Annotated in this window: 23 protein-coding genes; 9 read left to right on the forward strand and 14 right to left on the reverse strand. The window is 40.7% G+C overall.

The genetic code is table 11. The features are described from left to right. Window positions 1-76 precede the first annotated feature (76 nt). Window positions 77-814 (forward strand): MauE/DoxX family redox-associated membrane protein, encoded by a 738-nt coding sequence (locus tag MTF64_RS02285; RefSeq protein WP_248450377.1) that lies wholly within the window; start codon window positions 77-79, stop codon window positions 812-814. A gap of 100 nt (window positions 815-914) precedes the next feature. Continuing rightward, window positions 915-1,259: a TonB family protein gene (locus tag MTF64_RS02290; protein ID WP_248450378.1), complete on the forward strand. Its 345-nt coding sequence runs from the start codon at window positions 915-917 to the stop codon at window positions 1,257-1,259. Window positions 1,260-1,326: 67 nt separating this feature from the next. Here MTF64_RS02290 and MTF64_RS02295 read toward each other — a convergent pair whose 3' ends face one another. The 5 genes from MTF64_RS02295 to MTF64_RS02315 all read right to left on the reverse strand — a co-directional run bounded on the left by MTF64_RS02295 (window position 1,327) and on the right by MTF64_RS02315 (window position 4,336). Beyond that, window positions 1,327-1,605, reverse strand: a complete 279-nt coding sequence (locus tag MTF64_RS02295; protein ID WP_004588770.1) for a peptidylprolyl isomerase — start codon at window positions 1,603-1,605, stop codon at window positions 1,327-1,329. 90 nt (window positions 1,606-1,695) lie between these two features. Continuing rightward, window positions 1,696-2,103: a DCC1-like thiol-disulfide oxidoreductase family protein gene (locus MTF64_RS02300; RefSeq protein WP_248450379.1), complete on the reverse strand. Its 408-nt coding sequence runs from the start codon at window positions 2,101-2,103 to the stop codon at window positions 1,696-1,698. 18 nt (window positions 2,104-2,121) lie between these two features. Continuing rightward, the gene (locus MTF64_RS02305; protein ID WP_248450381.1) at window positions 2,122-2,649 is read right to left on the reverse strand and encodes a response regulator; all 528 of its coding nucleotides are present in this window, start codon (window positions 2,647-2,649) and stop codon (window positions 2,122-2,124) included. Continuing rightward, entirely contained in the window at window positions 2,646-3,887 is a 1,242-nt protein-coding gene (locus tag MTF64_RS02310) for an ATP-binding protein (RefSeq protein WP_248450525.1), read from the reverse strand. The genes MTF64_RS02305 and MTF64_RS02310 overlap by 4 nt, the downstream gene beginning before the upstream one ends. A 44-nt stretch (window positions 3,888-3,931) precedes the next feature. Beyond that, on the reverse strand, window positions 3,932-4,336 hold the full coding sequence (locus tag MTF64_RS02315; protein WP_004588774.1) for a nuclear transport factor 2 family protein: 405 nt from the start codon (window positions 4,334-4,336) through the stop codon (window positions 3,932-3,934). Between the two features lie 368 nt (window positions 4,337-4,704). Between MTF64_RS02315 and MTF64_RS02320 the strand changes: the two genes are divergently transcribed. Both MTF64_RS02320 and MTF64_RS02325 read left to right on the forward strand, forming a co-directional pair. After that, entirely contained in the window at window positions 4,705-5,784 is a 1,080-nt protein-coding gene (locus MTF64_RS02320; RefSeq protein WP_248450382.1) for a ketoacyl-ACP synthase III, read from the forward strand. Window positions 5,785-5,866: 82 nt separating this feature from the next. After that, window positions 5,867-6,253, forward strand: a complete 387-nt coding sequence (locus MTF64_RS02325; protein ID WP_248450384.1) for a VOC family protein — start codon at window positions 5,867-5,869, stop codon at window positions 6,251-6,253. A 17-nt stretch (window positions 6,254-6,270) separates the two neighbouring features. Here the strand turns inward: MTF64_RS02325 and MTF64_RS02330 are convergent, their stop codons facing one another. Continuing rightward, complete coding sequence (locus MTF64_RS02330) at window positions 6,271-7,632, reverse strand: leucyl aminopeptidase family protein (RefSeq protein ID WP_126009088.1); 1,362 nt, start codon at window positions 7,630-7,632, stop codon at window positions 6,271-6,273. Between the two features lie 82 nt (window positions 7,633-7,714). Further along, complete coding sequence (locus MTF64_RS02335) at window positions 7,715-8,137, reverse strand: hypothetical protein (RefSeq protein WP_024031949.1); 423 nt, start codon at window positions 8,135-8,137, stop codon at window positions 7,715-7,717. Window positions 8,138-8,241: 104 nt separating this feature from the next. Between MTF64_RS02335 and MTF64_RS02340 the strand changes: the two genes are divergently transcribed. The 3 genes from MTF64_RS02340 (at window position 8,242) to MTF64_RS02350 (ending at window position 12,828) form a co-directional block, all read left to right on the forward strand. Further along, window positions 8,242-8,409 (forward strand): oxidoreductase-like domain-containing protein, encoded by a 168-nt coding sequence (locus tag MTF64_RS02340; protein ID WP_096042878.1) that lies wholly within the window; start codon window positions 8,242-8,244, stop codon window positions 8,407-8,409. 325 nt (window positions 8,410-8,734) lie between these two features. Then, window positions 8,735-11,314, forward strand: a complete 2,580-nt coding sequence (locus MTF64_RS02345) for a TonB-dependent receptor (protein ID WP_024031950.1) — start codon at window positions 8,735-8,737, stop codon at window positions 11,312-11,314. A gap of 86 nt (window positions 11,315-11,400) precedes the next feature. Next, window positions 11,401-12,828 (forward strand): sulfotransferase, encoded by a 1,428-nt coding sequence (locus MTF64_RS02350; RefSeq protein WP_248450386.1) that lies wholly within the window; start codon window positions 11,401-11,403, stop codon window positions 12,826-12,828. Window positions 12,829-12,838: 10 nt separating this feature from the next. Here MTF64_RS02350 and MTF64_RS02355 read toward each other — a convergent pair whose 3' ends face one another. Beyond that, window positions 12,839-13,741 (reverse strand): alpha/beta fold hydrolase, encoded by a 903-nt coding sequence (locus MTF64_RS02355; RefSeq protein WP_248450388.1) that lies wholly within the window; start codon window positions 13,739-13,741, stop codon window positions 12,839-12,841. Between the two features lie 128 nt (window positions 13,742-13,869). On the opposite strand from MTF64_RS02355, the gene rlmF reads away from it, so the two are divergent. Together rlmF and ltaE are read left to right on the forward strand one after the other, a co-directional pair. After that, complete coding sequence (gene rlmF / locus MTF64_RS02360; protein WP_248450390.1) at window positions 13,870-14,802, forward strand: 23S rRNA (adenine(1618)-N(6))-methyltransferase RlmF; 933 nt, start codon at window positions 13,870-13,872, stop codon at window positions 14,800-14,802. Window positions 14,803-14,851: 49 nt separating this feature from the next. Continuing rightward, window positions 14,852-15,856, forward strand: a complete 1,005-nt coding sequence (gene ltaE, locus MTF64_RS02365; RefSeq protein ID WP_248450392.1) for a low-specificity L-threonine aldolase — start codon at window positions 14,852-14,854, stop codon at window positions 15,854-15,856. Here the strand turns inward: ltaE and MTF64_RS02370 are convergent. The 6 genes from MTF64_RS02370 to MTF64_RS02395 all read right to left on the reverse strand — a co-directional run bounded on the left by MTF64_RS02370 (window position 15,839) and on the right by MTF64_RS02395 (window position 24,591). Then, window positions 15,839-16,423 carry a thymidine kinase gene (locus MTF64_RS02370; protein WP_248450394.1) on the reverse strand — a complete coding sequence of 195 codons (585 nt, stop codon included), beginning with the start codon at window positions 16,421-16,423 and terminating at the stop codon, window positions 15,839-15,841. The two genes, ltaE and MTF64_RS02370, sit on opposite strands and share 18 nt — an antisense overlap. A gap of 101 nt (window positions 16,424-16,524) precedes the next feature. Beyond that, the gene (locus MTF64_RS02375; RefSeq protein ID WP_055253902.1) at window positions 16,525-17,319 is read right to left on the reverse strand and encodes a hypothetical protein; all 795 of its coding nucleotides are present in this window, start codon (window positions 17,317-17,319) and stop codon (window positions 16,525-16,527) included. A gap of 67 nt (window positions 17,320-17,386) precedes the next feature. Then, a complete protein-coding gene (locus tag MTF64_RS02380) occupies window positions 17,387-17,857 on the reverse strand; it encodes a methylated-DNA--[protein]-cysteine S-methyltransferase (RefSeq protein ID WP_121638410.1) in 471 nt (156 codons plus the stop codon). Then, window positions 17,854-19,209, reverse strand: coding sequence for an AlkA N-terminal domain-containing protein (locus MTF64_RS02385; RefSeq protein ID WP_121638409.1), 1,356 nt, complete (start codon window positions 19,207-19,209; stop codon window positions 17,854-17,856). Before MTF64_RS02385 ends, MTF64_RS02380 begins: the two co-directional genes overlap by 4 nt. 128 nt (window positions 19,210-19,337) lie before the next feature. Then, window positions 19,338-19,823, reverse strand: a complete 486-nt coding sequence (locus tag MTF64_RS02390) for a GNAT family N-acetyltransferase (RefSeq protein ID WP_054981801.1) — start codon at window positions 19,821-19,823, stop codon at window positions 19,338-19,340. A gap of 10 nt (window positions 19,824-19,833) precedes the next feature. Then, entirely contained in the window at window positions 19,834-24,591 is a 4,758-nt protein-coding gene (locus MTF64_RS02395) for a PAS domain-containing protein (protein WP_248450396.1), read from the reverse strand. Between the last annotated feature and the right edge of the window lie 306 nt (window positions 24,592-24,897).

Consider the following 24,897-nt stretch of genomic DNA (forward strand, 5'->3'; position numbering starts at 1 on the left):
TAACTTCTTTCATACCGCCATTCACTCACTATTATTTAAGGGCTAACGAGTAACTAAATACGCATAAGGAGCAAGCATGGCTAAGTCAGCAACATTATACAGAATGGTAACTAATGAGCATATTTGCCCATTTGGACTCAAATCAAAAGATTTACTTAAGCGAAAGGGCTATAAGGTAGATGATAAGCCGCTGACTTCGCGCGAAGAAACCGATGCATTTCAACAAAAGCACAATGTTGATACCACACCACAAACATTTATCGATAACGAACGCATTGGCGGGTATGACGACCTGCGCACTTACTTTAATAAATCGGAGCCTGGCCAACAAGGTACTACTTATACTCCCGTAACGGCCATTTTTGCTGTTACCTTATTGCTTGCCTTTGCATTTAGCTACTCGACTGGCTTTGCACTTTTTTCTATGCATACAGTTATGCTGTTTGTTGCGTTAACAATGGGCGTACTGGCTATTCAAAAATTACGCGACTTATACAGCTTTAGTAATTCTTTTATAACCTATGATTTATTTGCGATGAAAGTAGTGAGATATGCTTATGTGTATCCATTTTTAGAAGCATTTGTAAGTATTGGCATGATTGCAGGGCTTTCAGCTTATATTGTTGCACCAATTTCTTTATTTATTGGGGGTGTTGGCGCCGTGTCGGTGATTAAGGCTGTTTACATAGACAAACGAGAGCTTAAATGTGCCTGTGTTGGCGGAGATAGTAATGTACCGCTGGGATTTGTCTCTCTAACCGAAAACCTGTTTATGATTGCGGCGGGTATCTGGATGTTTATTAAATTACCTTAATTCAGGTTAAATAATGAGCTTGATAACTAACCGGATTATTTTACATGGCTGGTCTTTTAGTGTAAAAAAGGGGACTAACTAAATAATAAAAGGAATTAAAATGAAATACTTACTGTCTATCATTGCCGCTCTAATCATTACTGGCTGTACTACAACTCCACTTCAAGACAGTCCTACCGCAACAGTAAAATCAACAGTTCCCCCTAAATACCCTGTTGCAGAGGTACGTAACAAAACAGAAGGTTTTGTTACCATGTCTTATGATGTAGATAGTTATGGCCGCCCAAATAATATTAAAGTTATTAACGCTAAACCTGAACAAGTGTTTAATAGCGAAGCCAAACGTGCCCTATCTAAATGGCAATACTCACCTAAAGTTGTTAATGGTGTTGCTGTACCTGATAAAAACTTAGAAATAACAATTGAGTTTAATTTGGATAATTAATAATCGGGTAAGGTTATATCTTAAAGGCTGCAGTGTGCAGCCTTTTTAGTATTTGACAGCGAGCTTATTAAGTACGATAAAGCACTTTAATTACATGCCAGCCAAATTTAGTTTTAACTAAATGTGGCTCTAAAATAGCGCCATTAAAGGCTATTTTGTCAAACTGTGGAACCATTTGCCCACGTCTAAATTCGCCAAGGTCACCGCCTTTTTTACCTGATGGGCACGACGAGTATTTTTTAGCTAAGGTTTGAAACTTGGCACCTTTACCTAATTGCTTAATAATGTCTTCTGCTATTTCTTTGTGTTTAACCAATATGTGGAGTGCGTGCGCTGTACTTGCCATTTCAAAGCCCTGATAATTTAAAACGCGGCGATTTTAGCACAGCCACTTAAACCTAGCATCTACTTATACTGCAATGCGTGAACGACTAGTTTATAAATAATGTTTTGCATCTTCTGGATTGGGTATTCTGCAATACTGATATTTTCCAAATAAGGTATAGCGGTTTAAAGCAATTTTATCATACAGCCAATTATTAAAGGTGCTAGGTAAAACACTAAATACAGTGGCGAGTTTATAGGGGTAACCTAGCTGCTTTACTACTTCAAAAAAAGCATGGCTTTGCGTGTACGCTTTGCCGTTTTGTAGGTAAACCATTGTGGCGTATTGTGTGGTTGAAAAACCAAAGTGAGTTAATAGCAGTGCACCTTTTGGGGATTGCACGCTGCACAGTTTAAAAATGCTAATTATAAAATTACACCACGCACTACATAATTTGCACTGTGCATCGAATAATATAATTTTTTGATTACGCATTAATGTAGCCGCATCATCACTCATTTTATACCCCTTAAGCAGTTACTGCTGAACCGGCTTTTTTTGTAACTTACGCTGCAATGTGCGCCTATGCATATTGAGTTGCCGCGCAGTGGCCGACACATTACCGTTATTACTATGTAGCACTTGCTGAATATGCTCCCACTCTAAACGCTCTGGTGACATAACTGGTGTGGCAACATCACTAACATTTTGTGTATTTAAATCTGCGTTTAGGGCCTTTAATAACGTGGCCATATCAACGGGTTTAGTAAGGTAGTCGTTAGCGCCTAAACGCATGGCCTCTACTGCGGTGGCAATGCTTGCAAACCCTGTTAATAATACAATATACGCCTGCGGTAATAAGCAGCGAAGTGGCTTAATTAAGGCAAGGCCGTTATCGTCACCTAGTTTCATATCGAGCAAAATAAAATCTGGTAAGTGTTTATGTGCACTGAGTAATGCATCACTTTGGTTATGCGCAACTTCACAACTAAAGCCTTGCTTTGTTAAACGCCGAGCAAGTGTACTGGCAAGGTTTATATCGTCTTCAATTATAAGTAATTTCATGTAAGTGATTGCTCATTATTTGCTATGGCTAATTTTACTTTAGCCACTGCCCCGCCACCAGCGTGATTATACAAAGTTAACGAGCCGTTTAGTCGCTCAAACGTTACATTAGAAAGTAAAACCGCAAGCCCCATACCTTGGCTGCTAGGCATAAGTTGCCCGCCAAGCTCTGCTAATTGTGATTGGCTAAAACCGCTACCAAAATCACGAATTAGCAAATATATACATTCACTGTGTTGATTATCTTGCTGCCAGCTTAGCTCTAACTGGGTTTGGTTATTTTTTTGATTAGCAATGCATGCATTTTGTAGCAAATTAAGTATGGCGGGCAATAGCATTGCATCACTTTTTAAGGTGGCTGCTATTGGCTCACTTAACCAATTAATGTGCTGATCAGGGTGTTGCAGTAATAATGTATCGATGATCTGCGTTTGTAGCTGGTTTACTTTAATGTGTTCGGTGGTATTTTTATTACGAAGCTGAGCAGAGAGCTTTCTAAAGTCATTTAATTGCCTAGCACATTGCTTGAGCGGTGTTTGCATTTGCACCACGACAGGGTTATTTGGCTGCTCTTCTAAAAGCTCTTCAAATAGTAATTGTAAGTTAGCGATAGGACTGGCTAGTTGATGGGTTATTTGCGCAGCTGCGCCATCTAGGGTTACCAGTTGCTCGTTGCGCAATTGCTGCTCGCGAGCTTTAGCTATTGTGCGCTCTCGCTCCTTTAATGCTCGGCTCATAGCACCAATAACCAAAGCGATAACACTTGCACTTAAAACAAAGTTAACCCACATGCCTATAAAATGCCCGCTCATATTCATTTGATGCATACTGTGATCGGGCATCCTAATGAGTAAAAAGCTATAAGCGGCAATTGCCAGTACGGCGATATAAGCGAGTCCTTTTTCACGAAGGGTGACCGCTGCAATCATGATAGGTAGCAATAATAGCGATACAAACGCATTGGTTGCGCCGCCACTTAATGAGAGCAAAATAGTTAAAAACAGGACATCCGCAGTGAGCTGCATTAACATCCCTATAGGGCGCGCTTGGCTAACATTTCGATAGGCGAATACGCTTACTAATTGAAATATCGCCTCTATGGCTATTACCACTAATAAAGGGAGTAACGCTATTTGGTGTTCTAATAAAAAATACACGCTTAGTACAGCAATTAACTGCACAGCAATAGCACCACTTCGCAGCATTAAAAGGCGGCTAATGGTCGGGTCGGTTTGCATAAACAAGGTGTGATATACCTATAAAATTTAATACGTTAAAAAAGTTAATCTTCATCCATTGATATAGTAAACAGCGCGCACGGGGTCCCTTGATGAAACACCATTTTCCATTGTTCATTACTTTTACGCCAAAGCGACATACGTAAGGAGTAATTAAACTCACTTCGGGCTGAGCGCCTATAAGCCGCTTGGTAACTAATTTGTGCAACATCATCGCTAAGCATTCGCCCTTTAAAGTGCTGATTATAAAACTGCGGAACAACCTCGGTAGGTAAACGTGTGAGTACGTGCTGCTTATCAAATACGGTGCCATTAGCTGCAATTTCAATAAACTCATCATCAAGTAAGGCATTTAATGCATGGCTTGATTGACGAACATCAGGGTCGAGCAACTGTCGTTCGGCCTCTATCAAGTGATTAAACAACGACACTTTTATTTTATTGCTCATGGGCTTCCTTATTATGTATGCAATTGCCACGTGTTTATGTGTTTATACGTTAAACGGGCAGTAATTAATAATATCGGCTTACTTTAATGCACTCAAGCTAACAGCTTGAACGCAGTGCCATAAACGCAAGCCACTTACGTTGAAGTAAAGCCGCAAAATCATGCACTATTCAATTATATGCTGTTTAACACATCACTACGTATAGTTTTAATACTTGCTTACTCTTTAAACAAGCTTTACGTTAAATTGCCCACAATTACTATTATTTACGAGACAAAACAGGTTAATAACTTCTCTTAAAGGGCAATTTTTGATATAACTCACCCATTAGCAATACACGTCAGACCACCTTTTTAAGAGAACACACTATGGCCTACGCACATATTACTGGTTGGGGTAAATGTATTCCACCAGCAAGCATTAGCAACGATGAAATTAGCGAAATAGTTGATACCAACGATGAGTGGATCACCACACGTACTGGTATTAAATCTCGTAGGGTTAGCCATGTAAGCACTGCAGAACTTGCAACCGTTGCCGCAAAGCACGCCATCGATTGTGCAGGGATTGACGCAAAAGATATCGATTTAGTTATTTTAGCAACGTGTACCCCTTCTACTGTAGTGGCCAATACCGCCTCTTTAGTACAGAAAAACATTGGTGCTACCGGCGCTGCAGCTATGGATACCAATGCTGCGTGTTCTGGTTTTTTATATGCTCTTCAGGCAGCTACCGCTCAAATTCAGGCGGGTATGATTAAAAAAGCCGTGGTTATTGCTGCAGAGCGCATGACCTGGTATGTAAACTGGTCACGCCGTGACAGCGCTGTATTATTTGGTGATGGTGCAGGCGCAGTAGTACTCGAAGCCGCAGACACACCAGCAGGCCTACTTGGTACTAAAACCGGTTGCGACAGCGAAGACAGAGACATTTTGCATATCACCAACTTTGGTAGTGATTTAAATAAATATGAGCCAATTGGCCCATCGGACTTACTGTTTGAAGGCCGTGAAATTTTCAAACGTGCCGTTAAAGGTATGAGCGAAGCGTGTGATGATGTATTAACGCAAGCCAACCTAAGCCTTGATGACATTAACGTATTAGTGCCACACCAAGCTAACTTACGTATTATTCAAGCAATTCAGCATCGTTTAAAAGTGCCGGATGAAAAAGTAATGGTAAACATTGCTGACTACGGTAATACCTCAGCCGCTACAATTGCAATTGCGTTATGTGAAGCCGTAGAGCAAGGCTTAATTAAGCCGCATTCAAATATTATGTCGGCAGCGTTTGGCGCAGGTTTAACGTGGGCAGCAAGCTATATAAAATGGGGCGAGCGTGTAACGCCGATTAAAGTAAGTGATGCAACTTTGCCACCGTGTGAGCTAACGGGCCTTGAGCTTGTAGCCCCCGCAGTTAAAGCCTGCAAAGACGCTGAGCCTAGCTAAACGTTTTTAAGCACATAAAAATTAAACGCACTTTTTAGTGCGTTTTTGTTTTTTAGAAGAACAAACTCATGGAGCTAATTACATGGAGCTATTAGGGATTCATCATGCTGCTATTATTTGCAGTGATTACGCCCGCTCTAAGCACTTTTATAGTAACGTACTTAAACTTAAAGTTATTAACGAGTATTTTAGGGCCGCGCGTAATTCGTATAAATTAGATTTAGCGATGCCTGATGGCAGCCAAATAGAGTTATTTTCGTTTGATGGAGCACCTGCAAGACCAAGCTACCCAGAAGCGCAAGGCTTAAGGCATTTAGCATTTAAAGTTAAAAACGTTGCCCAAGCAAAGCAGTATTTAGAGTCACAAAATATAACTGTGGAAGAGATAAGAGTGGATGAAATAACCGGCAAAAAATTCACCTTTTTTGCCGATCCAGATAACTTACCGCTTGAGTTATACGAGGTATAACCCTCGTATAACAAGGTTTATTTAAAGCGGCTTTGCAAGTAATTAAATACCGCACGAATACCTAACGCTTCGCCGCCGGTTGGGCGCCCAGGTAAAGCACGTAAATTCCACGCCATTACATCAAAATGTACCCAGGGTGTGGTTGGCTCTACAAACTCTTTTAAATAAAGCGCCGCGGTAATTGCACCACCAAATGGTGTGCTGGCACAGTTTGCCATATCGGCTACATCGCTCTTTAAAAAGCTTTTGTACTGATCAAATAAAGGCAATTGCCATACAGGGTCGCTTACATCCATACCGGCATCAATAATACCATTTGCTACATCGCGCTCTGTTGAGAAAAAGCCCGGCAGCTCAGTACCTAAAGCAACACGACAAGCACCGGTAAGGGTCGCAAAGTCAATAATTAGCTCAGGGTTATCGTTTTGTGCCTCGCTAAGCGCATCACACAATACTAAACGCCCTTCTGCGTCGGTATTGTCTATTTCTACCATAATGCCTTTACGCGTTTTAATTACATCACCTGGGCGAAATGCATTTCGCGATACCGCGTTTTCAACCGCAGGCACTAAAACACGCAGTCTAATTGGTAAATTAGCCGCCATAATTAGCTGCGCTAAAGCAATAACGTGCGCTGCCCCGCCCATGTCTTTTTTCATGTTACGCATGCCCGAGCTTGGTTTTAAATCAAGCCCGCCAGAGTCAAAACATACCCCTTTACCAACTAAGGTAATAAGTGGTGCGTTTTCATCGCCCCATTTTAAATCAAGTAATCGCGGTTTGTTTTCGCTGGCGCGCCCGACCATATGTATTGTTGGGTAATTTTGCTCAAGTAGCTCATCGCCAATCCACTGGGTAAATTCGCCGTTGTAATTATTGGCTAAATCTTCCATTACTTGCGATAAATGCTGCGGCATCATATCTACCGCAGGTGTGTTTACTAAATCACGCGCTAAATAAATGGCATCGGCTTGTTGCTTAATACGCTGATACAGCGCTTCATCGGCAATGGCTAATTGTGCTTTGGCCGTTGGTTTTTCTTTATATTCACTAAATTCATAGCCGCCTAACACAAAACCAAGCGCGACTTGCTCTATAAAGGCATCATCGCCTTGAATTTGATACGTGCCCAGGGGTAATTTATTGGCAAGCTCGCCTGCGGCCCAAAAATCATCTTGGCTTTGTAATAAACAATAAACGTGGCTTAGCTCACCGGTTTGCGCGTCAGGCACAAGCGCTAAACCTTGCTTTTCAAAGCCGCTATTTGTTAACCATGTTTGGATAAAAGCCGGTTGTTGTGATTGCCAGTCAGTTAACTCGTTTTTAAGAATAAAAGATAAAGGAATACCAGAAGAAGTATGACGAAGTAATGCACTCATTGAAAAGCTCATATAATAAAAAATGGTAGCTCAAAGCATACCAATAAGACCGGCTAAAAGGTATAGCTAATTTTAGCCAGATTTATTCTTTATTTGGCGCTTTAGTGTGTTGTTTTAAATCCTCTTTAACTATTTCAGCGTCTAGTTCTTTAACTGGTTTATTAATGTTAAACGAGCTGGGTAATACATCTACACCTACCATTCTGCCTAGCTTTACAACCAATGGAATAGTAATAGGGGCAAACGGCAGTACGGCAAATACACCTAATCCAAGCCCTTTTAAAATATCTACAAACTGCTCATTAGCACGCTTTAACTCTTCTTTGCTGGTTTGCCCTTGCGTGTAACGCCTATAAATGGTGAGCATTTCTATGGTTTCTTGCCTTTCTTGCGCAAGAGCAATTTTTAGCGCCACCATTGCACGACGAAAGCGAAGCTGTTGGCGCTTTTTACTAATTTTAACTACCCGCCAAGGCGCACGGTGAATAACTTTATATAATCGCATACCCTTTATTTTCACACATAAAGGGTTTTACACAAGAATAATTTACTTAATACGCCCTATACTTTACTCTTTTGCACCATAACAGTGCTCAAAAGCTCATTTTTATGCAAAACAAACAAATAATAGTACTCCTCAAACCCCAAAAACCACAGCCTGATGAATGCTGCGGCGGTGGTAGCTGTAGCCCTTGCGTGTGGGACGAATACAGACAAAAATATCGTGACTGGCAAGCGCAAAACACACCACCTGCCTCACCAAAAGAAACAAGTTGATAACATCCACTTACCCACTTCGCGCATTAAATCTTCGAAAAAGCGTTAAAATCGCACTTTATTAGTTCAAATTAGTTACATACTGCACCATTGTTGCAAATATATTTTATTTTGAACTTTTTGTTATTAAAGAGTTAATTATTAATTGCCCTGAAAGTTTTTTATGTATAGTCTGTACATAGGACTTCACATGAGGTGGGCTTTTAGCTTTAAGAAGTCGAGTAGGTTGACTTTTTATCCCCATGTGAACACGTCCAAAATTATAAATAAGTAATGTTAATTACTGCATTACGTACAAAATATATTCTAACTGGGGAAAATTAGAATGAAACTTAAAAGCAATGCGCTAAATCAAGCAATTAAATTTGCATTAGCAACAACAACCACCGCAGGTTTGTTTATTTCAGGTTCTGCTGTTGCAGCAGAAGAAAGTGAAACTAAAGTTAATAAAAATGTTGAAAAAATTGCCGTAGTGGGTACTCGCTCAGCGCCACGCTCTATTGGTGATTCACCGGTTCCTATTGATATTATTGGCGGTGAAGAGCTAGAAAAGTCTGGTAACACAGACATGCTAGAGCTACTTAAAGGCTCTGTTCCTTCTTTTAATGTTCACCAAAACCCAATCAGTGATGCCGCATCACTAGTACGTCCAGCTAACTTACGTGGCTTACCTTCAGACAGCACATTAATTCTTTTAAACGGTAAACGCCGTCACCGTGCTTCTGTTATTGCATTTTTAGGTGGTGGTATTAACGATGGTGCACAAGGCGCTGATATTTCAGTTATTCCTAGCATTGCACTTAAGCAAGTAGAAGTACTACGTGATGGCGCAGCAGCACAATACGGCTCAGATGCAATCGCAGGTGTAATGAACTTCCAACTTAAAGATGCCTCTGAAGGCGGTAAACTTGAAGTACGCCATGGTCAATACTACGAAGGCGACGGTGATACCACACAGATATCGGGTAACGTAGGCTTACCATTTACAGACAACGGTTTTGCTAACTTAAGTTTTCAATATAAAACAGCAGATGCGACAAGTCGCTCAGAGCAACGCCCTGATGCAGCCGCACTTTCTGCTGCAGGCGTACCAGAAGTGTCTTCGCTTGCGCAAGTTTGGGGTGCCCCAGAGGTTGATGACGACATTTCAATTTTTGGTAACTTTGGTTTAGAACTAACAAACGATTCAGAATTTTATATGTTTGGTAACTACTCTGAGCGTGATGTACGTGGTGGTTTTTACTACCGTAACCCGCACACTCGCCCAGGTGTATACTCAAACGATGGCGGTGAAACACTGCTTGTTGCCGATTTAACAGAAGACATGAGCGGTAACTGTCCAACTATCGCAATTGATGACAACGTACTAGATAACCCAGACTACATTAGCGGTGTTGCTAATAATCCTGATTGTTTTGCATTTAACGAAACCATTCCTGGCGGTTTTACACCTAACTTTGGTGGCAACATCACAGATACCTCTTTAACTATTGGTACAAAGGGTATGTTTACGGGTGGTTTCCTTAAAGATGCATTTTACGATTTAAGTGGTACGGTGGGTTTAAACGAATCTCGCTACTTTATTTACGACACGGTTAATGCGTCATTAGGTGCAGACAGCCCACGTGATTTTAGCCCAGGTAAATATGAGCAACTAGAGAAAAACTTTAACTTTGACCTTTCTAAAGGCTTTGATTTTGACCTAGCGTACGATGTAAATATTGCCGGTGGTTTAGAATGGCACGAAGAAACATTTACTGTAATTTCGGGTGATGAAGCATCATTCACTGCAGGTCCTTTAACTGAGCAAGGTTTTGGTATTGGCTCTAATGGTTTCCCTGGTTTCAAACCTTCTGATGCAGGCGAATATACACGCCGTAACTACGCAGCTTATGTAGATATTGAGGCACCATTTACAGAAGAATTCTTAATGGGCCTTGCGGTACGTTTTGAAGATTACGACAGCTTTGGTACAACAACAAACTACAAAGTAATGGCGCAGTACCACGTAACTGAAGATCTAAATATTCGTGGCTCAGTAAGCACAGGTTTCCGCGCTCCAACTGTTGGCCAAGCGAACGTAAGTAACGTACAAACAAACTTAAGTGATGGTGTATTACAAGATTCAGCACTTTTACCACCAACAAACCCAATTGCAGTGCAATTAGGTGGTACAGAGCTTGAGCCAGAAGAATCGCAAAGTTACACACTAGGTGCGGTTTACACTATTGGGGATTTATTTGTAACACTTGATTACTACAACATTGAAGTTGATGACCGTATCAGCCAATCAGAAAAAATTGTACTGAGCCAAGATGATAAAGACACGTTAGAAGCAGCAGGCGTACCAAATGCGCAAAGCTATGCACAAGTAAGCTTTTTCACAAATGACTTTGATACAACAACGCAAGGTATTGACTTAGTAGCAAACTACACAGCTGACATGCTAGGCGGAAGCTCTACATTTAGCCTTGCTTACAACTGGAATGAAACTGAGGTAACTAAGTTCAGCGACATTACCGGTGAGTTTAAAGTTAAGCGTTTAGAAGAAGATTTACCTAACCACCGTGCAACGCTTACTTGGGCACAGCAGTGGGAATCTTTTTCAATGTTTACCCGTGCTAATTACTACGGCGAATACCAAGGTGTTCACGTAGATTACGATGCAACAGCAAAAACAGCTGATGCAGCCGTGACCATTGACGCTGAAATAACGTACTTCTTAAATGAGTCTATTAGTTTCTCGGTAGGTGCACAAAACATCTTTGACCAAGACGCTGAAAAACTTGATTTTGAAGACCGTACGGGTATCCCTAACAATAACTGGGGCGGCCAATACTACGAAACGTCTCCATACGGTATTAACGGTGGCTTCTACTACGCGAAAGCAACCTATACTTTCTAATATTTTTTCATGATAAACCAAGGCGAAATGTTAAGACATTTCGCCTTTTTTATTTTATATTAATTAAAAAACAATAATGCCTCATCATGCTAATTAAAAAAGCCAATCAATTACTACAAGAAAATAAACTCAAAGAAGCCGAGTTTCATTTTAAAGCAATTTTAAATAGTAACCCGCAAAGCGGCGAAGCATTATTTGGTTTAGGCAGGATAGCACTTAGGTTAGAGCGCTTTGATGCAGCGGTATACTTATTACAAAAAGCATGCGAACGTTTACCCCATATGCTTGAGCCACTGCACGCCCTTGCCGATGCATTTAACGGTGTTAATTCCCCTAATGATGCGCTTAAAGTACTCGAATATGCTAAAAGCCTCGCAAGCCATAACCCAGAGCCTCATTATTATTTAGCTCAGCATTATTTAAGCTACGGCGAATTAGACAAAGCACACACCACATTTGCGCATGCGCTAAGCATGGGGCTTTACCCCGTAACTGCCTATATTTTATTTGAACTAGTACAATTAGGCCGTTTCAATAAAGAACATAATTATGTGAGCAACCTGCACCACTTTTTAACGCAAACGAATAACGTGCGTTTAAAAATGGTGTGTTACTACGCGTTAGGTAAAAGCTACGACAAACTAGAAGATACAGAGCAAGCATTTAACTACTATGTGCTTGCCAACAAACTTCAAAAAAAGCTTACTCACTTTAAAACCAGTGACTTAGTGCCTTTTTATGAAACAATTATAACGCATAATACACAACAGCTAATTGAATCTGCCGATCACACTTTTACCGGCACTATTACGCCTGTGTTTATTATTGGTATGCCCCGCAGCGGCTCAACCTTACTTGAGCAAATGATGGCCAGCCACTCACAGTTTGCCACATTAGGTGAAAACACCAGTATCGCTAACCAAGTGGTGGCATTTATAGAGCAGCAAACGCAAACCCCTTACCCGCAATGCTTAAGCGCACTTAGTAACGATTTAATCGCAAAAGCTCGCAATATTTATATTGAAGAATTAAAAAAAGCACAGCCTATACGCCCTTTCATTATTAATAAGCTACCGAGTAACTATCAGTCTATTGGCTTAATTTACTTGCTGTTCCCCAATGCTAAATTTATTAATTTAAGTAGGGATTTTAACGCCACTGCTTTTTCGGTGTTTAGTAACTATTTTGCCGAAAATGAGCCGTACTTTTGTGATTTAAAAGAATTTAAACTTTACCATTCGTTGTATGCAAAATTAATGGATCATTGGCGCAGCCTGCCCTCATTACCGCTATACGATATTCATTATGAGCAAATAGTTGCCGAGCCTGAGTCGCAGCTAAGTGCTTTATTTTCGTTTTTAGGGTGTGAGTATGAACCGCAATGCTTAGCATTTTATAAGCGTAAGGCTGCTGTTAGCACATTAAGCAAACAAGCCATTAGGCAGCCAATTAATACACAGGCACTCGCGCATTGGGAGCGCTATAAAACACCGCTTTTAAAACAATTTGAATGAGCCTAATTGCCTAACTGTGCTCGTTAAACCAGCTTACAACATCTTTAAATTGCTCATCCCGTGCCTGAGGGTGAGTTAGCATATTAATATGATCGTAATCCACACTATGACCATGGCGCTTGCCATAAATTTTAAGGGTTTGTTTTCCAGGTCCGGACTCTGCCATAAACTTTTTAATATCAATAGGCTGCGCAAGAGCCTTATCGTTTACAGCGCCAATATGCAGTGTAGGAGGCACCTGCACTTTAGCTAAGGCTTTTGCATAGTCAAAACCATCATCGCTATCTATCCATGGCCTTTTTTTAGCCCACTGCATGCTTTGATAATGCGACTTTTGCGATTCGTTATCGCTGCCCCACTTATAGCCTTTAGCGTTTAAGTATCCCTGTTTTTTAGCCAATATGGGCGCCATAAAGTACCAAATTACATTTGCTTGTAGTAACTTTTTAGGGTGATTGTTAAACAAAGAGCGTTTAGAGCCAAAATAAGCACACGCTTTAACCTCTTTTAAATACTCAGGAAAACGCGCAAAAACGCTATTCATTAAAACGCCCCCCCAAGAGTGAGCAACCCAATAGTCTGGCCTTTTACCCTCAAATTGTTCAATGTAATTAATAAAGGCGGGGATATCTTCTACTATTGCCTCTGTTTGACCATATTTAGCCTGCGGCGAAATAAGCGGCTTGCTCTCTCCACGTCCGCGCAGGTCTGCTACATAACAGCAGTAGCCTTGCTCAGCCAAATAAGGGGCTAGCCCTTTATTGCTATGAGTATAAAAAATTTTGCCATTTTCTACTGCGCCGTGCATAAAAAACACCACGGGGCCCGCTTGCTTGTCGTTTGCTATACGGCGTAAATGTAGCGTTTGCTGATTGCCTAGTTGAACAAAATGGGAGTGCTGTGTAATTGCCACAAATTTTCCTTTATTATTTTTAGCCACTCATCCTACCAGTACAGCTGTTAATTCTAAAGTAAATGGTTGCACTTTTTAGTGGGGCATTTGATACAATTACGCCATTATTTAATTGCTAAATTAATGCTATGAAATCAAAACAAGTCTCTAACAAGCTCCACCCACGCAATCAACATTTACATGGCTACGATTTAGACATGCTATGCGATAAGCACGATGCGTTAACCCCTTTCATCATCGTCACCCCTGCGGGGAGTAAGAGCATTGACTTTACCAATAACACAGCAGTAAAAACGCTTAATCAAGCGCTTTTAAAAGCGCATTATAAAATAGATTTTTGGGATATTCCTGAGCATAATCTTTGCCCTGCTATTCCTGGTCGCGTTGATTACATTCATTACTTGGCAGACTTATTAAGCGACGACAACCAACAAAATATTCCAACTGGCAGGCAAATTAAGGTGCTCGATATTGGCACAGGGGCCAATTTGGTCTACCCGTTAACGGGTAATCATGAATACAACTGGCACTTTACTGGTAGCGACATCGATGCAAATTCTATAAAAATAGCGAAGCAAATCGCCCAATTTAATGGTTTAAAAATAACCCTAAAACACCAAAAAAACGCATCATCTATTTTTGAAAACATTATAAATAAAAAAGATTTATTTCATTTAACCCTGTGTAACCCCCCGTTTCACGCAAGCGCAGAAGAGGCCAATAAAGGGTCGCAGCGCAAATGGAAAAACTTAGGAAAATCGCCTAAAAACACCCTTAATTTTGGCGGGCAAAATAATGAGCTATGGTGCGAGGGCGGCGAAGCACAGTTTATTAGCAATATGATTGCTCAAAGTGAGCAATTTGCAGAGCAAGTAATATGGTTTACTTCCTTGGTTTCAAAAAAAGAAACACTTAAAGTGTTAGAAAATAAATTAAGCACCCTCCCTATTGCCGAATATAAAATTATAGACATGGCACAAGGGCAAAAAGTAAGTCGCTTTATTGCCTGGAGTTATTTTGATAAAGCCACGCGTGAACAAATTTTTGAAGAGCTTGTTTAAACCCATAAAAACAATAAAGCCTGTAGTACTTAATAAAGGAATAACAACCATGATAGATTTTCGCTCAGACACGGTTACTAAACCTTCAAAAGCCATGCGCGATGTAATGTATAGCGCGCCAGTAGGCGATGATGTGTACGGGGATGATCCTAGCGTAAACCAGCTAGAAGCCTATGCAAGTGAGCGTTTTAGCTTTGAAGCCGCACTTTATTGTAGCTCTGGCACGCAAGCTAATTTACTTGCGCTTATGGCTCATTGCGAACGCGGAGATGAATATATTTGCGGGCAAAATGCCCATAACTATAAATTTGAAGGCGGTGGCGCTGCAGTATTAGGCTCTATTCAACCACAACCGATTGAGAATGAACCCGATGGCAGCCTCTGTTTTGATAAAATTGCCGCAGCAATAAAACCAGACGATAGCCATTTTGCCAACACCCGCTTACTTAGCCTTGAAAACACCATAGGCGGAAAAGTGCTCCCCCTTAGCTACTTAGCCAAAGCACGTCATTTTGTGAATGAGCACTCGTTAGCTCTGCACTTAGATGGCGCACGTGCATTTAATGCAGCAGTTGAATTAAACGTTGATATTACAGATATTACCCAGCACTTTGACTCTGTTTCAATTTGCTTATCAAAAGGGCTAGGTGCTCCCGTTGGCTCGCTATTACTAGGCACAAAGGCGCTTATCAAAAAAGCACGGCGCTGGAGAAAAGTACTCGGTGGTGGTATGCGCCAAGCCGGAATGCTGGCAGCCGCGGGGCAATACGCACTTAAAAATAACGTCTCTCGCTTAAAAGACGATCACGCTAATGCGCGTTATTTAGCAAGTAAGCTTAACGAACTCAATGGGTTTAGCGTTGATATGAATAACACCACCAACATGGTGTATGCGCGCTATTCAAGTGAGTTAAATATAACGCATATTAGCGAGCAATTAGCACAACAAGGCATATTAATTAGCCCAAGCAAACAGCTTAGGCTAGTCACTCATCTTGATATAAACCAAGATGATATAGATACTTTTATACGAGCCTTAGCTGCCCATATTTAACTCAGCCTTATAGTGCTTGCGGCACACCGACACATAACGGTCGTTGCCGCCAATTTCTACTTGGTTACCATCGGCAATGGCATTGCCGTTTTCATCTGTACGCAATACATGATTGGCTTTACGGCCGCAATGGCACACTGTTTTAAGCTCAACCAGTTTATCGGCCCATGCTAGCAAGTACTGAGAGCCAATAAATAACTCACCTCTAAAGTCGCTTCGCAGGCCATAACACAATACCGGAATACCAAGTTCATCAACCACATCAGTCAGCTGCATAACTTGTTCTTTAGATAAAAACTGGCATTCGTCAACCAATACACAGTGGCGCTTTTTTTCGTTTTGCAGATTTTGGATCAGCTCAAAAACATTTTTAGACGAATCAAATATATGCGCATCAGCTTGCAGTCCGATACGAGACGATACTTTTCCTACACCAGAGCGGTTATCAATTGCAGCCGTTAAAATAACTGGCTCCATACCGCGCTCACGATAGTTAAACGCAGATTGTAATAAGGTGGTTGATTTACCCGCATTCATCGCAGAGTAGTAAAAGTATAATTGAGCCATTGCCGTGCCTTAAGATAAAAAGTGCGCTTATGCTACCTTAATATGCGATTAATACCAATTTCATATCGCTATTTTAGTTAATAAGCGCTTTGATTTTCTTATTACTCAACAGCTTGCAAGTATTTTATATAAATTTGTGCACTGTCAAAGCGCGCTAACCATTGCCATATCTCTTTACTAAGCTGGCTATTTTGCTGGTAAAACTGCTTTGAAAAAATTAAATAACCGTCGGTTGTTTCATAAGGTGGGTAAAGGGGTTTTACATCGCTCCCTTTATGTTGATAGCTCGACACTTTTAAGTCATCTACTTGGCATAAATCAACACTTGCCTGTACCACTCCTTTATCAAGTAATTCAAAAGCTTTGTCTTTTGAAAAAGTATTATGGATGTAAAAAGGCTCTTCTTTTAGCGCGCTGTTTAAGCCATAGCCATTAGGAATGGCGATAGTGAACGCTTTATTTTGAAATACTTCACGTGTTTGCCATTGTTTATGAAAACGAGCTCGCCCTATTAAGCAGCTACTAAAACGACTCACTGCAAATTTTTCTAGCAACACCCCTTTTTCGTTTGTAGGGTACACAGCAAAACGTTCACGTCCATCACGATAGCTGGCAATAACGGCATTAACTCGGTTAAGCTCTAAATCGTTTAAGCATCTGCGCCATGGTTTTCTAACAAATGAAATAGCCACATTGGGTATATCGGCATCCAGTTGCTTTAAAATTTCAATTGAGGCGCCAGGGTTATCTATAGGTACCTCTTGCCCAATGCCCAAAAACATAGGTGCAACGTCTTTATCTTCGTAGCAAAATATAAGCGTTTGAGGGTTAGCAAACACTGCTGAAGAAAACATCAAACCAAATATAAATAAATAATTTAAGCTGCTGATACTCATAATAATTTTTATTAGTAAATAATGTAAATTGTAGCTTGTGATAACAAAGCTGCCAGTGCTGTAACAGTTAAATTATTCCTTCATGCTTTAGTAGCCAACTTTTTCTCTCAAGGCCACCAGCGTACCCAGTAAGCTTTGAGTTTGCACCAATAATTCGATGGCATGGCACAATAATACTAATGGGGTTTTTGCCATTTGCAGCCCCGACTGCTCTTACCGCCTTAGGGTTATTTAATTGTTTAGCTATATCGCCGTAGGTCATGGTTTTGCCAAAAGGGACGCTGAGCAACGCTTGCCACACACCATTTTGAAAAGGCGTACCTTGCGTATCTAATGGCACATTAAAGGTTTTGCGCTGACCATTAAAGTATTCGTTTAATTGCTTTACGCAGATTAAAACCGCTTCATTTGTTACTTGCGCAACGGGTGTATGGGCATAGTGTGTTTTTGGGTAAAAACCAACATAGCTCACCCCGTTTTCAGTCGCTTGAATAATAACATCGTCAATTGGGCTCGAAATTGCGGTCTGTATAATCATGAAAGTTGCTGCCATAGTTGAAACGTTAAGTACGAGCGAAATGGAGCGCTCAGCTCTGGGTTAAATTGCTTAGCATTGATCAGCGCCTTTTTTACCCCGAGATCGCCGGCTAATAGTATATCTGGGTTACTTTGCCCGCGCAGTTTAGCGTAGTTAACAGTCCATGGGCCTATGCCTTTTATATCGAGCCAATTATCCAAAACCCTGTTATCGGGGTTATCAGCGCAGTACTTAGATAAATTTTTTAATGCATTTTTGCGCGATTGCGGCATTTTAAAAAATTCAAAGTCGCATGTCGCTAATTCCTCAGGCTGTGGAAAATACACTTTATCTGCGTGTTTGTCGCCTCGTTCTGCGACCAGCTTTGTTACTAAAGTGTGCGCAGCCCCCACGCTAACTTGTTGGCCCAGTACAGCGCGGATCCCCGCTTCAAAGCTTGACCATATCCCAGGTAAGCGTAGCCCTTCACTTAATGTAAATGCCCCATTAATACTGTTTTTTAAGTGGCTTTCAATAGGGTTTATATCGGCATCTACATCAAGTACACGGCGTATATTATTAATTACTTTTTGTAAGTGCTCGGTATTATTTATTACTATTTCAACTTTAAAATGGTTATTTTGCGCCTTAAAGTGCGCATTAAAATAACCTACCGCCCCTTTTAGCTTAAATGTTCGCCCGTAACTGGTTGGGGTTATCCACTCCATAGGCTCTATTAACCGCTTTGACAAAAAGCTGTGCAAAGCCTGCCAATTGTAAGGAGGTCTAAAAGGGAGTGTTAATACAATCACTGGGGTTGCCTCTTTTTTTGATTTTCTGAGCTTTGATGGCGCTATATTTAATTGTTGTAAAAAAGCATCGTTAAAACGTCGCACACTTTTAAACCCAGCGGCAAATGCAATATCGGTTATAGGTAATGTGGTCTCTTGAATGAGCTTTTTAGCAAACTGACATTGGTTAAATAACCGATACTGAGTAACAGACACACCAAAGTGCTGATTAAATATACGTCGCAAATATCGACTGGTAATACCCAAACGAGTAGCTAGCATTTCGCAATTACAGCTATCACCTAAATCAATTAACTGCTTAGCTCTGAGCGCGGTCGTTTTTACCCCCTGCCAAGCAGCGCTGCCCGGAGCGCTATCGGGCCTGCAGCGTATGCACGGTCTAAAGCCTGCTTGCGCTGCGTTGTGCGCATATTGATAATACACCACATTTTTTTCTTGAGCGGTGGGCGCGGGGCAAATTGGCCGACAATAAATACCGGTGCTTTTTACCGCAACGTAAAATAAGCCATCAAATCGTGCATCGCGGCTTTGCCGTGCTTTTTGCCAATACTGATTATTCATGTAGGGTCTTAATCAATAAAACGTACCTCAGCATAACAATTTTTAAAGCAGATACTGGCCGTTTTCGGCACTCATCTGCTTTTAAAAAAGTATTATACCAACCCACTTAATTAAGCGTTTTAGTATCACTATTGCTCTGCAAAATCGAGCAAGTCTTGGCCTGCTAGGCGGTAGATTATCCATTCGTTTTGGGCTTTTGCCCCAATGCTATTATAAAAATCTATAGCGGGTTGATTCCAATCCAGTACTACCCACTCAAAACGTCCACAGTCGTTTTTTATGGCTTTATTAGCAAGGTGTTTCATTATTAGTTTGCCTGCACCATTGCCACGGCTATCGGGGCTTACGTATAAATCTTCCAGATATAAGCCATTTTTACCCAGCCAGGTAGAGTAATTATAAAAATACACAGCAAAACCAATAGGCTCATCATCTTCAAGGCAAATAACACTGTGTGCTGTTGCCCCCTCACTAAACAGCGTTTTTATAATTGCCTGCTCATCTGTTTTTACTGCATCGGGTTCTTTTTCGTAAATGGCCAGTTCGGTAATAAACTGTAAAATGGTTGGCGCATCGCTTTTTTTAGCGTCGCGTATTTGTATTTGCTTACTCATGTTATTAATCCTAAAAGTACTGCTCTATTTTTTCTTTTAAAATATCAAGCTGAATGGGTTTAGTTAAGTAATCGTCCATACCGGCATTAATACAACGTTCTTTATCTGAGTCCATTGCATTGGCGGTTAGGGCAATTATCTTTATTGCTTTGTGCTCATCCCCTGCCATACCGTCTCGTATATTAGCGGTGGCGTCAAAGCCATCCATTACCGGCATTTGGCAATCCATTAACACTAAATCAAAATACCCTTCGTTATGCTCGCTTAAGGTATTTATGGCTGCTTGACCATTTTGCGCCAGTATTACTTCGCAATTTAGCTTTTTAAGCATCAGTGTAGAAACATGCTGATTAACGGGGTTATCCTCAACTAATAAAATTTTTGCAGGTGTGTCTGATTTTTCTTTTCTGAGTGACGAAATATACCCTGGGGTCACCAAAGGAAGGGGCTCGGTGCTGTCTGAGCTTGTAATAACCGATAACGCAGAAATTAAATCGGCGGTTGTAACCGGCTTAGGAAAATAAGCCTGAAAACCAATTTTTGAGTAGCGCTGAGCGCCTTCCATACCTGCAATACTGGTCATCATTACTAATGGCATGGCTTTATAGTCATCATGTGCTTTAAGCACTTTACACAGCTCCATTCCATCCATTTCTGGCATTTGCATGTCTAGCACGGCAATATCAAACATAGGCTGATCATTTTCTATGCGCTGTGCACATAGTTCAAGCGCCTGTTTTGCACTACTAGCAAGCGTAACATTAGCCCCCCAATGCCCTAATTGCTGAGAGATAACTAAGCGGTTTGTCTCGTTATCATCAACCACTAATACATTTAACGAACTCATATTTATATTAGGGATAGTACGTTCTTTTTCGATGCCTTCAGCCACTTGCATGGTTGCAGTAAATTCGCTGCCTTTGCCAGGTTCGCTCGCCAGTGAAATTTTACCATTCATTAGCTCACATAACTGTTTACATATAGCAAGCCCCAGCCCCGTGCCTCCGTATTCTCGCGTGGTAGATGCATCCACTTGCGAAAAAGGGGTAAATAATTGCTGTTGTTTTGCTTCGGTTATGCCTATTCCTGAGTCTTTTACTTTTATATTTAGCAGTAGGTCTTGGTCGGTTTTTTCTATAGATGCGCTCACCACCACTTCACCCTGACTGGTAAATTTAACCGCATTACTAATTAAGTTGGTTACCACTTGGCGTATGCGCCCGGGGTCGCCCATTAAATGTGAAGACTCCAAGGAGACTAAATCTAAAATAATCTCAATGCCTTTTTCTTGTGCGGTAAAGGCCTGTGCCTCGGCTATTTCGCCAATTAAGTCGCGCGCATTAAAATGTATATGCTCAAGCTCAACTTTGCCTGCTTCCGCCTTAGAAAAATCTAAAATATCGTTAATAACGCCAAGTAAAGAATGAGCACTGCTTTTAGCAATAGCGACCTTTTTTTCTATTGGTTTACTTAATGGCTCTAACTCTACCAGCTCTAACATACCTAGTACGCCATTCATCGGTGTACGAATTTCGTGGCTCATGGTTGCTAAAAACTGGCTTTTTGCTACAGCAGCATCTTGTGCTTGCACTAAAGCAATCTTTAGCTTTTCAGCGGTTTCTTTACGCTTTTGCGAGACCAAGGTACTACCGACTAACGTAGCCAAAGAGCGCAAGTAGGTTTCTTCGCTTTGCGTCCAAATGTGCTTAGCCCCTACAGTTTCTGCGCATAAAATACCTAAATTTCCATCGCCTGATGAAATAACCGCATCCAGCATCGACTGAATATTTAATGGTTGAGTATAACTTTGCGTAAATTCCATGGTTGCTTTATGCGTATATACATCTTCAATTGCCACTAGGTTTTGCTCAAAAATAGCCTCATAGTAGCTTGGAAAATCAGCCTTTTTAAGAACGCCGTCAAAATCTACAAATCCATCTTGTCGAGTATATAAACCATGGCACGCCATTTCGTCGCACTGCTTGTTAAGTATCCAAATAGAGGCACGCTCAACATTTAATACCTCTACCATCGACTTTATCGTCAGCTTTTTAACTTGCGCAACGTCGCTATTTTGTACCTCAGGCGAAACCGTTAATGACGCTAAATTTTTGTTATAGGCGTTTGCTTTTTCGCTTTCTAACTCTAGGCGTTTATGTGCATCAATACTTTGGAACGAGCCAAAGACACGCACACATTTGCCGTCTTTAAACTCTGCCTGCCCCATCGACTTAACCCAGCGCTCTTTACCGGTATAAGTTAAAATTATCAGCTCAACACTCCAGCTTTCGCCTAAAGTCACCGCACATTCAAACAACGTGCTAATTTTATCGCGGTGCTCTCCTGGCTTATAAAAGTTAATGGCAGTATCAATGCTAGGTTCAAACCCGTCGGGAACTTCGTGTATTACTTTTACTTCGTCTGACCAATACATGGTTTGGTTTTCAAGGTTTATTTCCCATGCGCCAATTTGGCCTTGTTTACTCATTGCTTCAAGCAGGTATTGTTGGCGGGTAATTTCTACTTGAGTATTATGGCGCTCAGTAATGTCTAAAATAAAGCCATCTAAATAAAGAACTTCGTTGTCATCGCCATAAATTGCTTGGCCTTTTTCGTGTACCCAACGAATACTGCCATCATTTCTTTTTACTCTGTATTCAATAGACCAAGGCAGTTTTTGTGCAATACAGGTACTTACTTGCAGCTCAACATCTTGATCGCCATCGTGAATAATAGCGGCAAAGCTTAGTGTTTTATTATTAATAAAGTCATCAGGCGTATAACCTGTTATGTCTTTTACTTGGTCACTCATGTACAACATGGTCCAAGCTTTATCGAACTTACATCGATAAATAACCCCTGGAATATTTTCCACCAAAGAAGCAAAGCGATCGCGGCTATACTGTAGCTCAGACTCTATTTGCTTGCGCTCGGTAATATCTAAATGTGTTCCAATCATGCGACGAGGCGACCCATCTAGGTTCCTGTCGACTACTTTTGCAGTATCAAGTACCCAAACCCAGTGGCCATCTTTGTGTTTCATTCGCGCTTCGCTGACATAGTAATCAGTGTCACCATTAAAGTGCGCTTTTAACTTTTGCTCTGAAACAACCAAATCATCGGGGTGTGCAAACTTATACCAAGTATTAATAGTGGTAGGTTCTAACTCGCTGAGTTTATAGCCTATTATTTCTGCCCAGCGATTATTAAAAGTCACTTTGCTGGTATCTATAAACCAATCCCATATTCCTACGGCGGTGGTATCTATGACTAACTGAAGCTGGGTTTTGTGCTGCTCAAGTTCAAGCTCTTGTAATTTTAATGGCGTGACATCAGTACGAATGGCTATATAGCTTTGCGGTTTTCCGTGCTCATCAAAAAATGGCGCTATGGTGGTGTCTACCCAATAAAAGCCACCATGTTTTGCTTTATTACATATTTGGCCGTTCCATACTTCACCCCGTTTAAGGGTTTTATACATGCTTTTAAAAAAGCCTTTGTCGTGCCTTCCTGAATTAAGTAAACGGTGATTTTGACCTATAAGCTCATGTTCTTCATAGCCGCTAATTTCACAAAACTTCTTATTTACAAAGGTGATGGTGCCCGCTAAATCTGTTACCGCTACAATGGCATGCTCATCAAGGGCACTTTTTTGCTCATCCAATTGTTTAAACGCAGTTTGCAAAGCAGAGCGCTGCTTTTGCAATATGCTCTGCTGCTCTTCTTTAAATGCCACCATTTTTTGAAGATCTACTGATAATCTATTTAACTCGTGGCTATCAGTTAAAGTAGGTACCTTTACTTTCTCGCCATCGGTAATTCGGGCCATTACTGAGGTAAGCTGAATTAAAGGCTTAGATAAGCGCCGGCTAAACCACCACGCTGCGCATAAAATGAGAAGTAAAGAAACTGCATTTGTAAAAATAGCCAACTGCTTATAATAAGTAGAGTCTTTGAGCATAATGTGCAAAGGTTTTGCTGCTAAAAGTTGCCACCCTTGCACACCTAAAAAATTTAAATCACTAATATATGCATGGTATGTCGTGCCGTTGGCACTGGCGTAATCAAACACTTGCTTACTGGTGAGTGCCGTTTGCGAAAAAACAGGCGCCTCATCTGCATTTGTTACTGAAGAGCGCTCTATTTTATTATTATGTAGTACAAAAAAACTCACTTCGTTGTGCATGTTGTGAATGGTGTTTAAGCTTTTTAAAAGGCCATTAATATTTACTTCTGTGAGAATTACACCCTCTAGTTGTTGCGTCGAATTAAGCAAAGGCATAGCCACAATATTAAACTGTTTGCCATTTAACATAACAGAGCCAAAAGCGGCTGGCGTTGAGGTATTAACCGAATTTATAAGCGTACTAAGCTCACCTTTGTTTATCTGCCCGTAAGGCGAGATAATGGGCTGCTTAAGTGCCGATGCAGCGATAATTTCTATACTGTTTACAAAGTCATATTGATTAACAAAATGATTTATTAATTTGCTTTGTTCAAGCGGGAAGTTAGAAAGCTGATTTTTAAAGGTATATAAATCAGTAAGGTGATCATCAAACCATAAATTAGCAAACTCTGAGGCGATAGAGCTTAATTCATGAAGCTCTGCATTTGCATTTTTTTGCAAGGTATTATTAACGTGCTGTAAGCTAAACCAGGTCAGCAAGCAAAGTGGAACAATAGCAATAACTAAAAAAGTAATGATCAGCTTACTACGCACAGACTGAGCTGTGCCATTTAGCAGCCCATACTTTTTTCCTTCAACCATGCTATATATCCAATAACTGTAATTGTTTTATTTATTACCTATATTAATGCACTAAAACCTAAAAGACGCAAGTTTTAGCCCGCAAAGCGTTTAAAATACATCACATAATTACAGTTTAAACATCAATAAGTTGCAATTAAAATTTACACGTAAAAATAAGCAAGAACGCAAACCGTGCATATTTTAATTTTTAGCTGGTATTTATTTCATTATTATAAAAATTAAAGCGCATTACTCATACGAACTTTTACTGACTTAAAGCCACTAAATTTTTAAACTTTATTTAAGGGTCTAAAGCTTAGCGTG

The organism is Pseudoalteromonas sp. 2CM41L, assembly GCF_023161905.1.
Classification (GTDB): domain Bacteria; phylum Pseudomonadota; class Gammaproteobacteria; order Enterobacterales; family Alteromonadaceae; genus Pseudoalteromonas; species Pseudoalteromonas atlantica.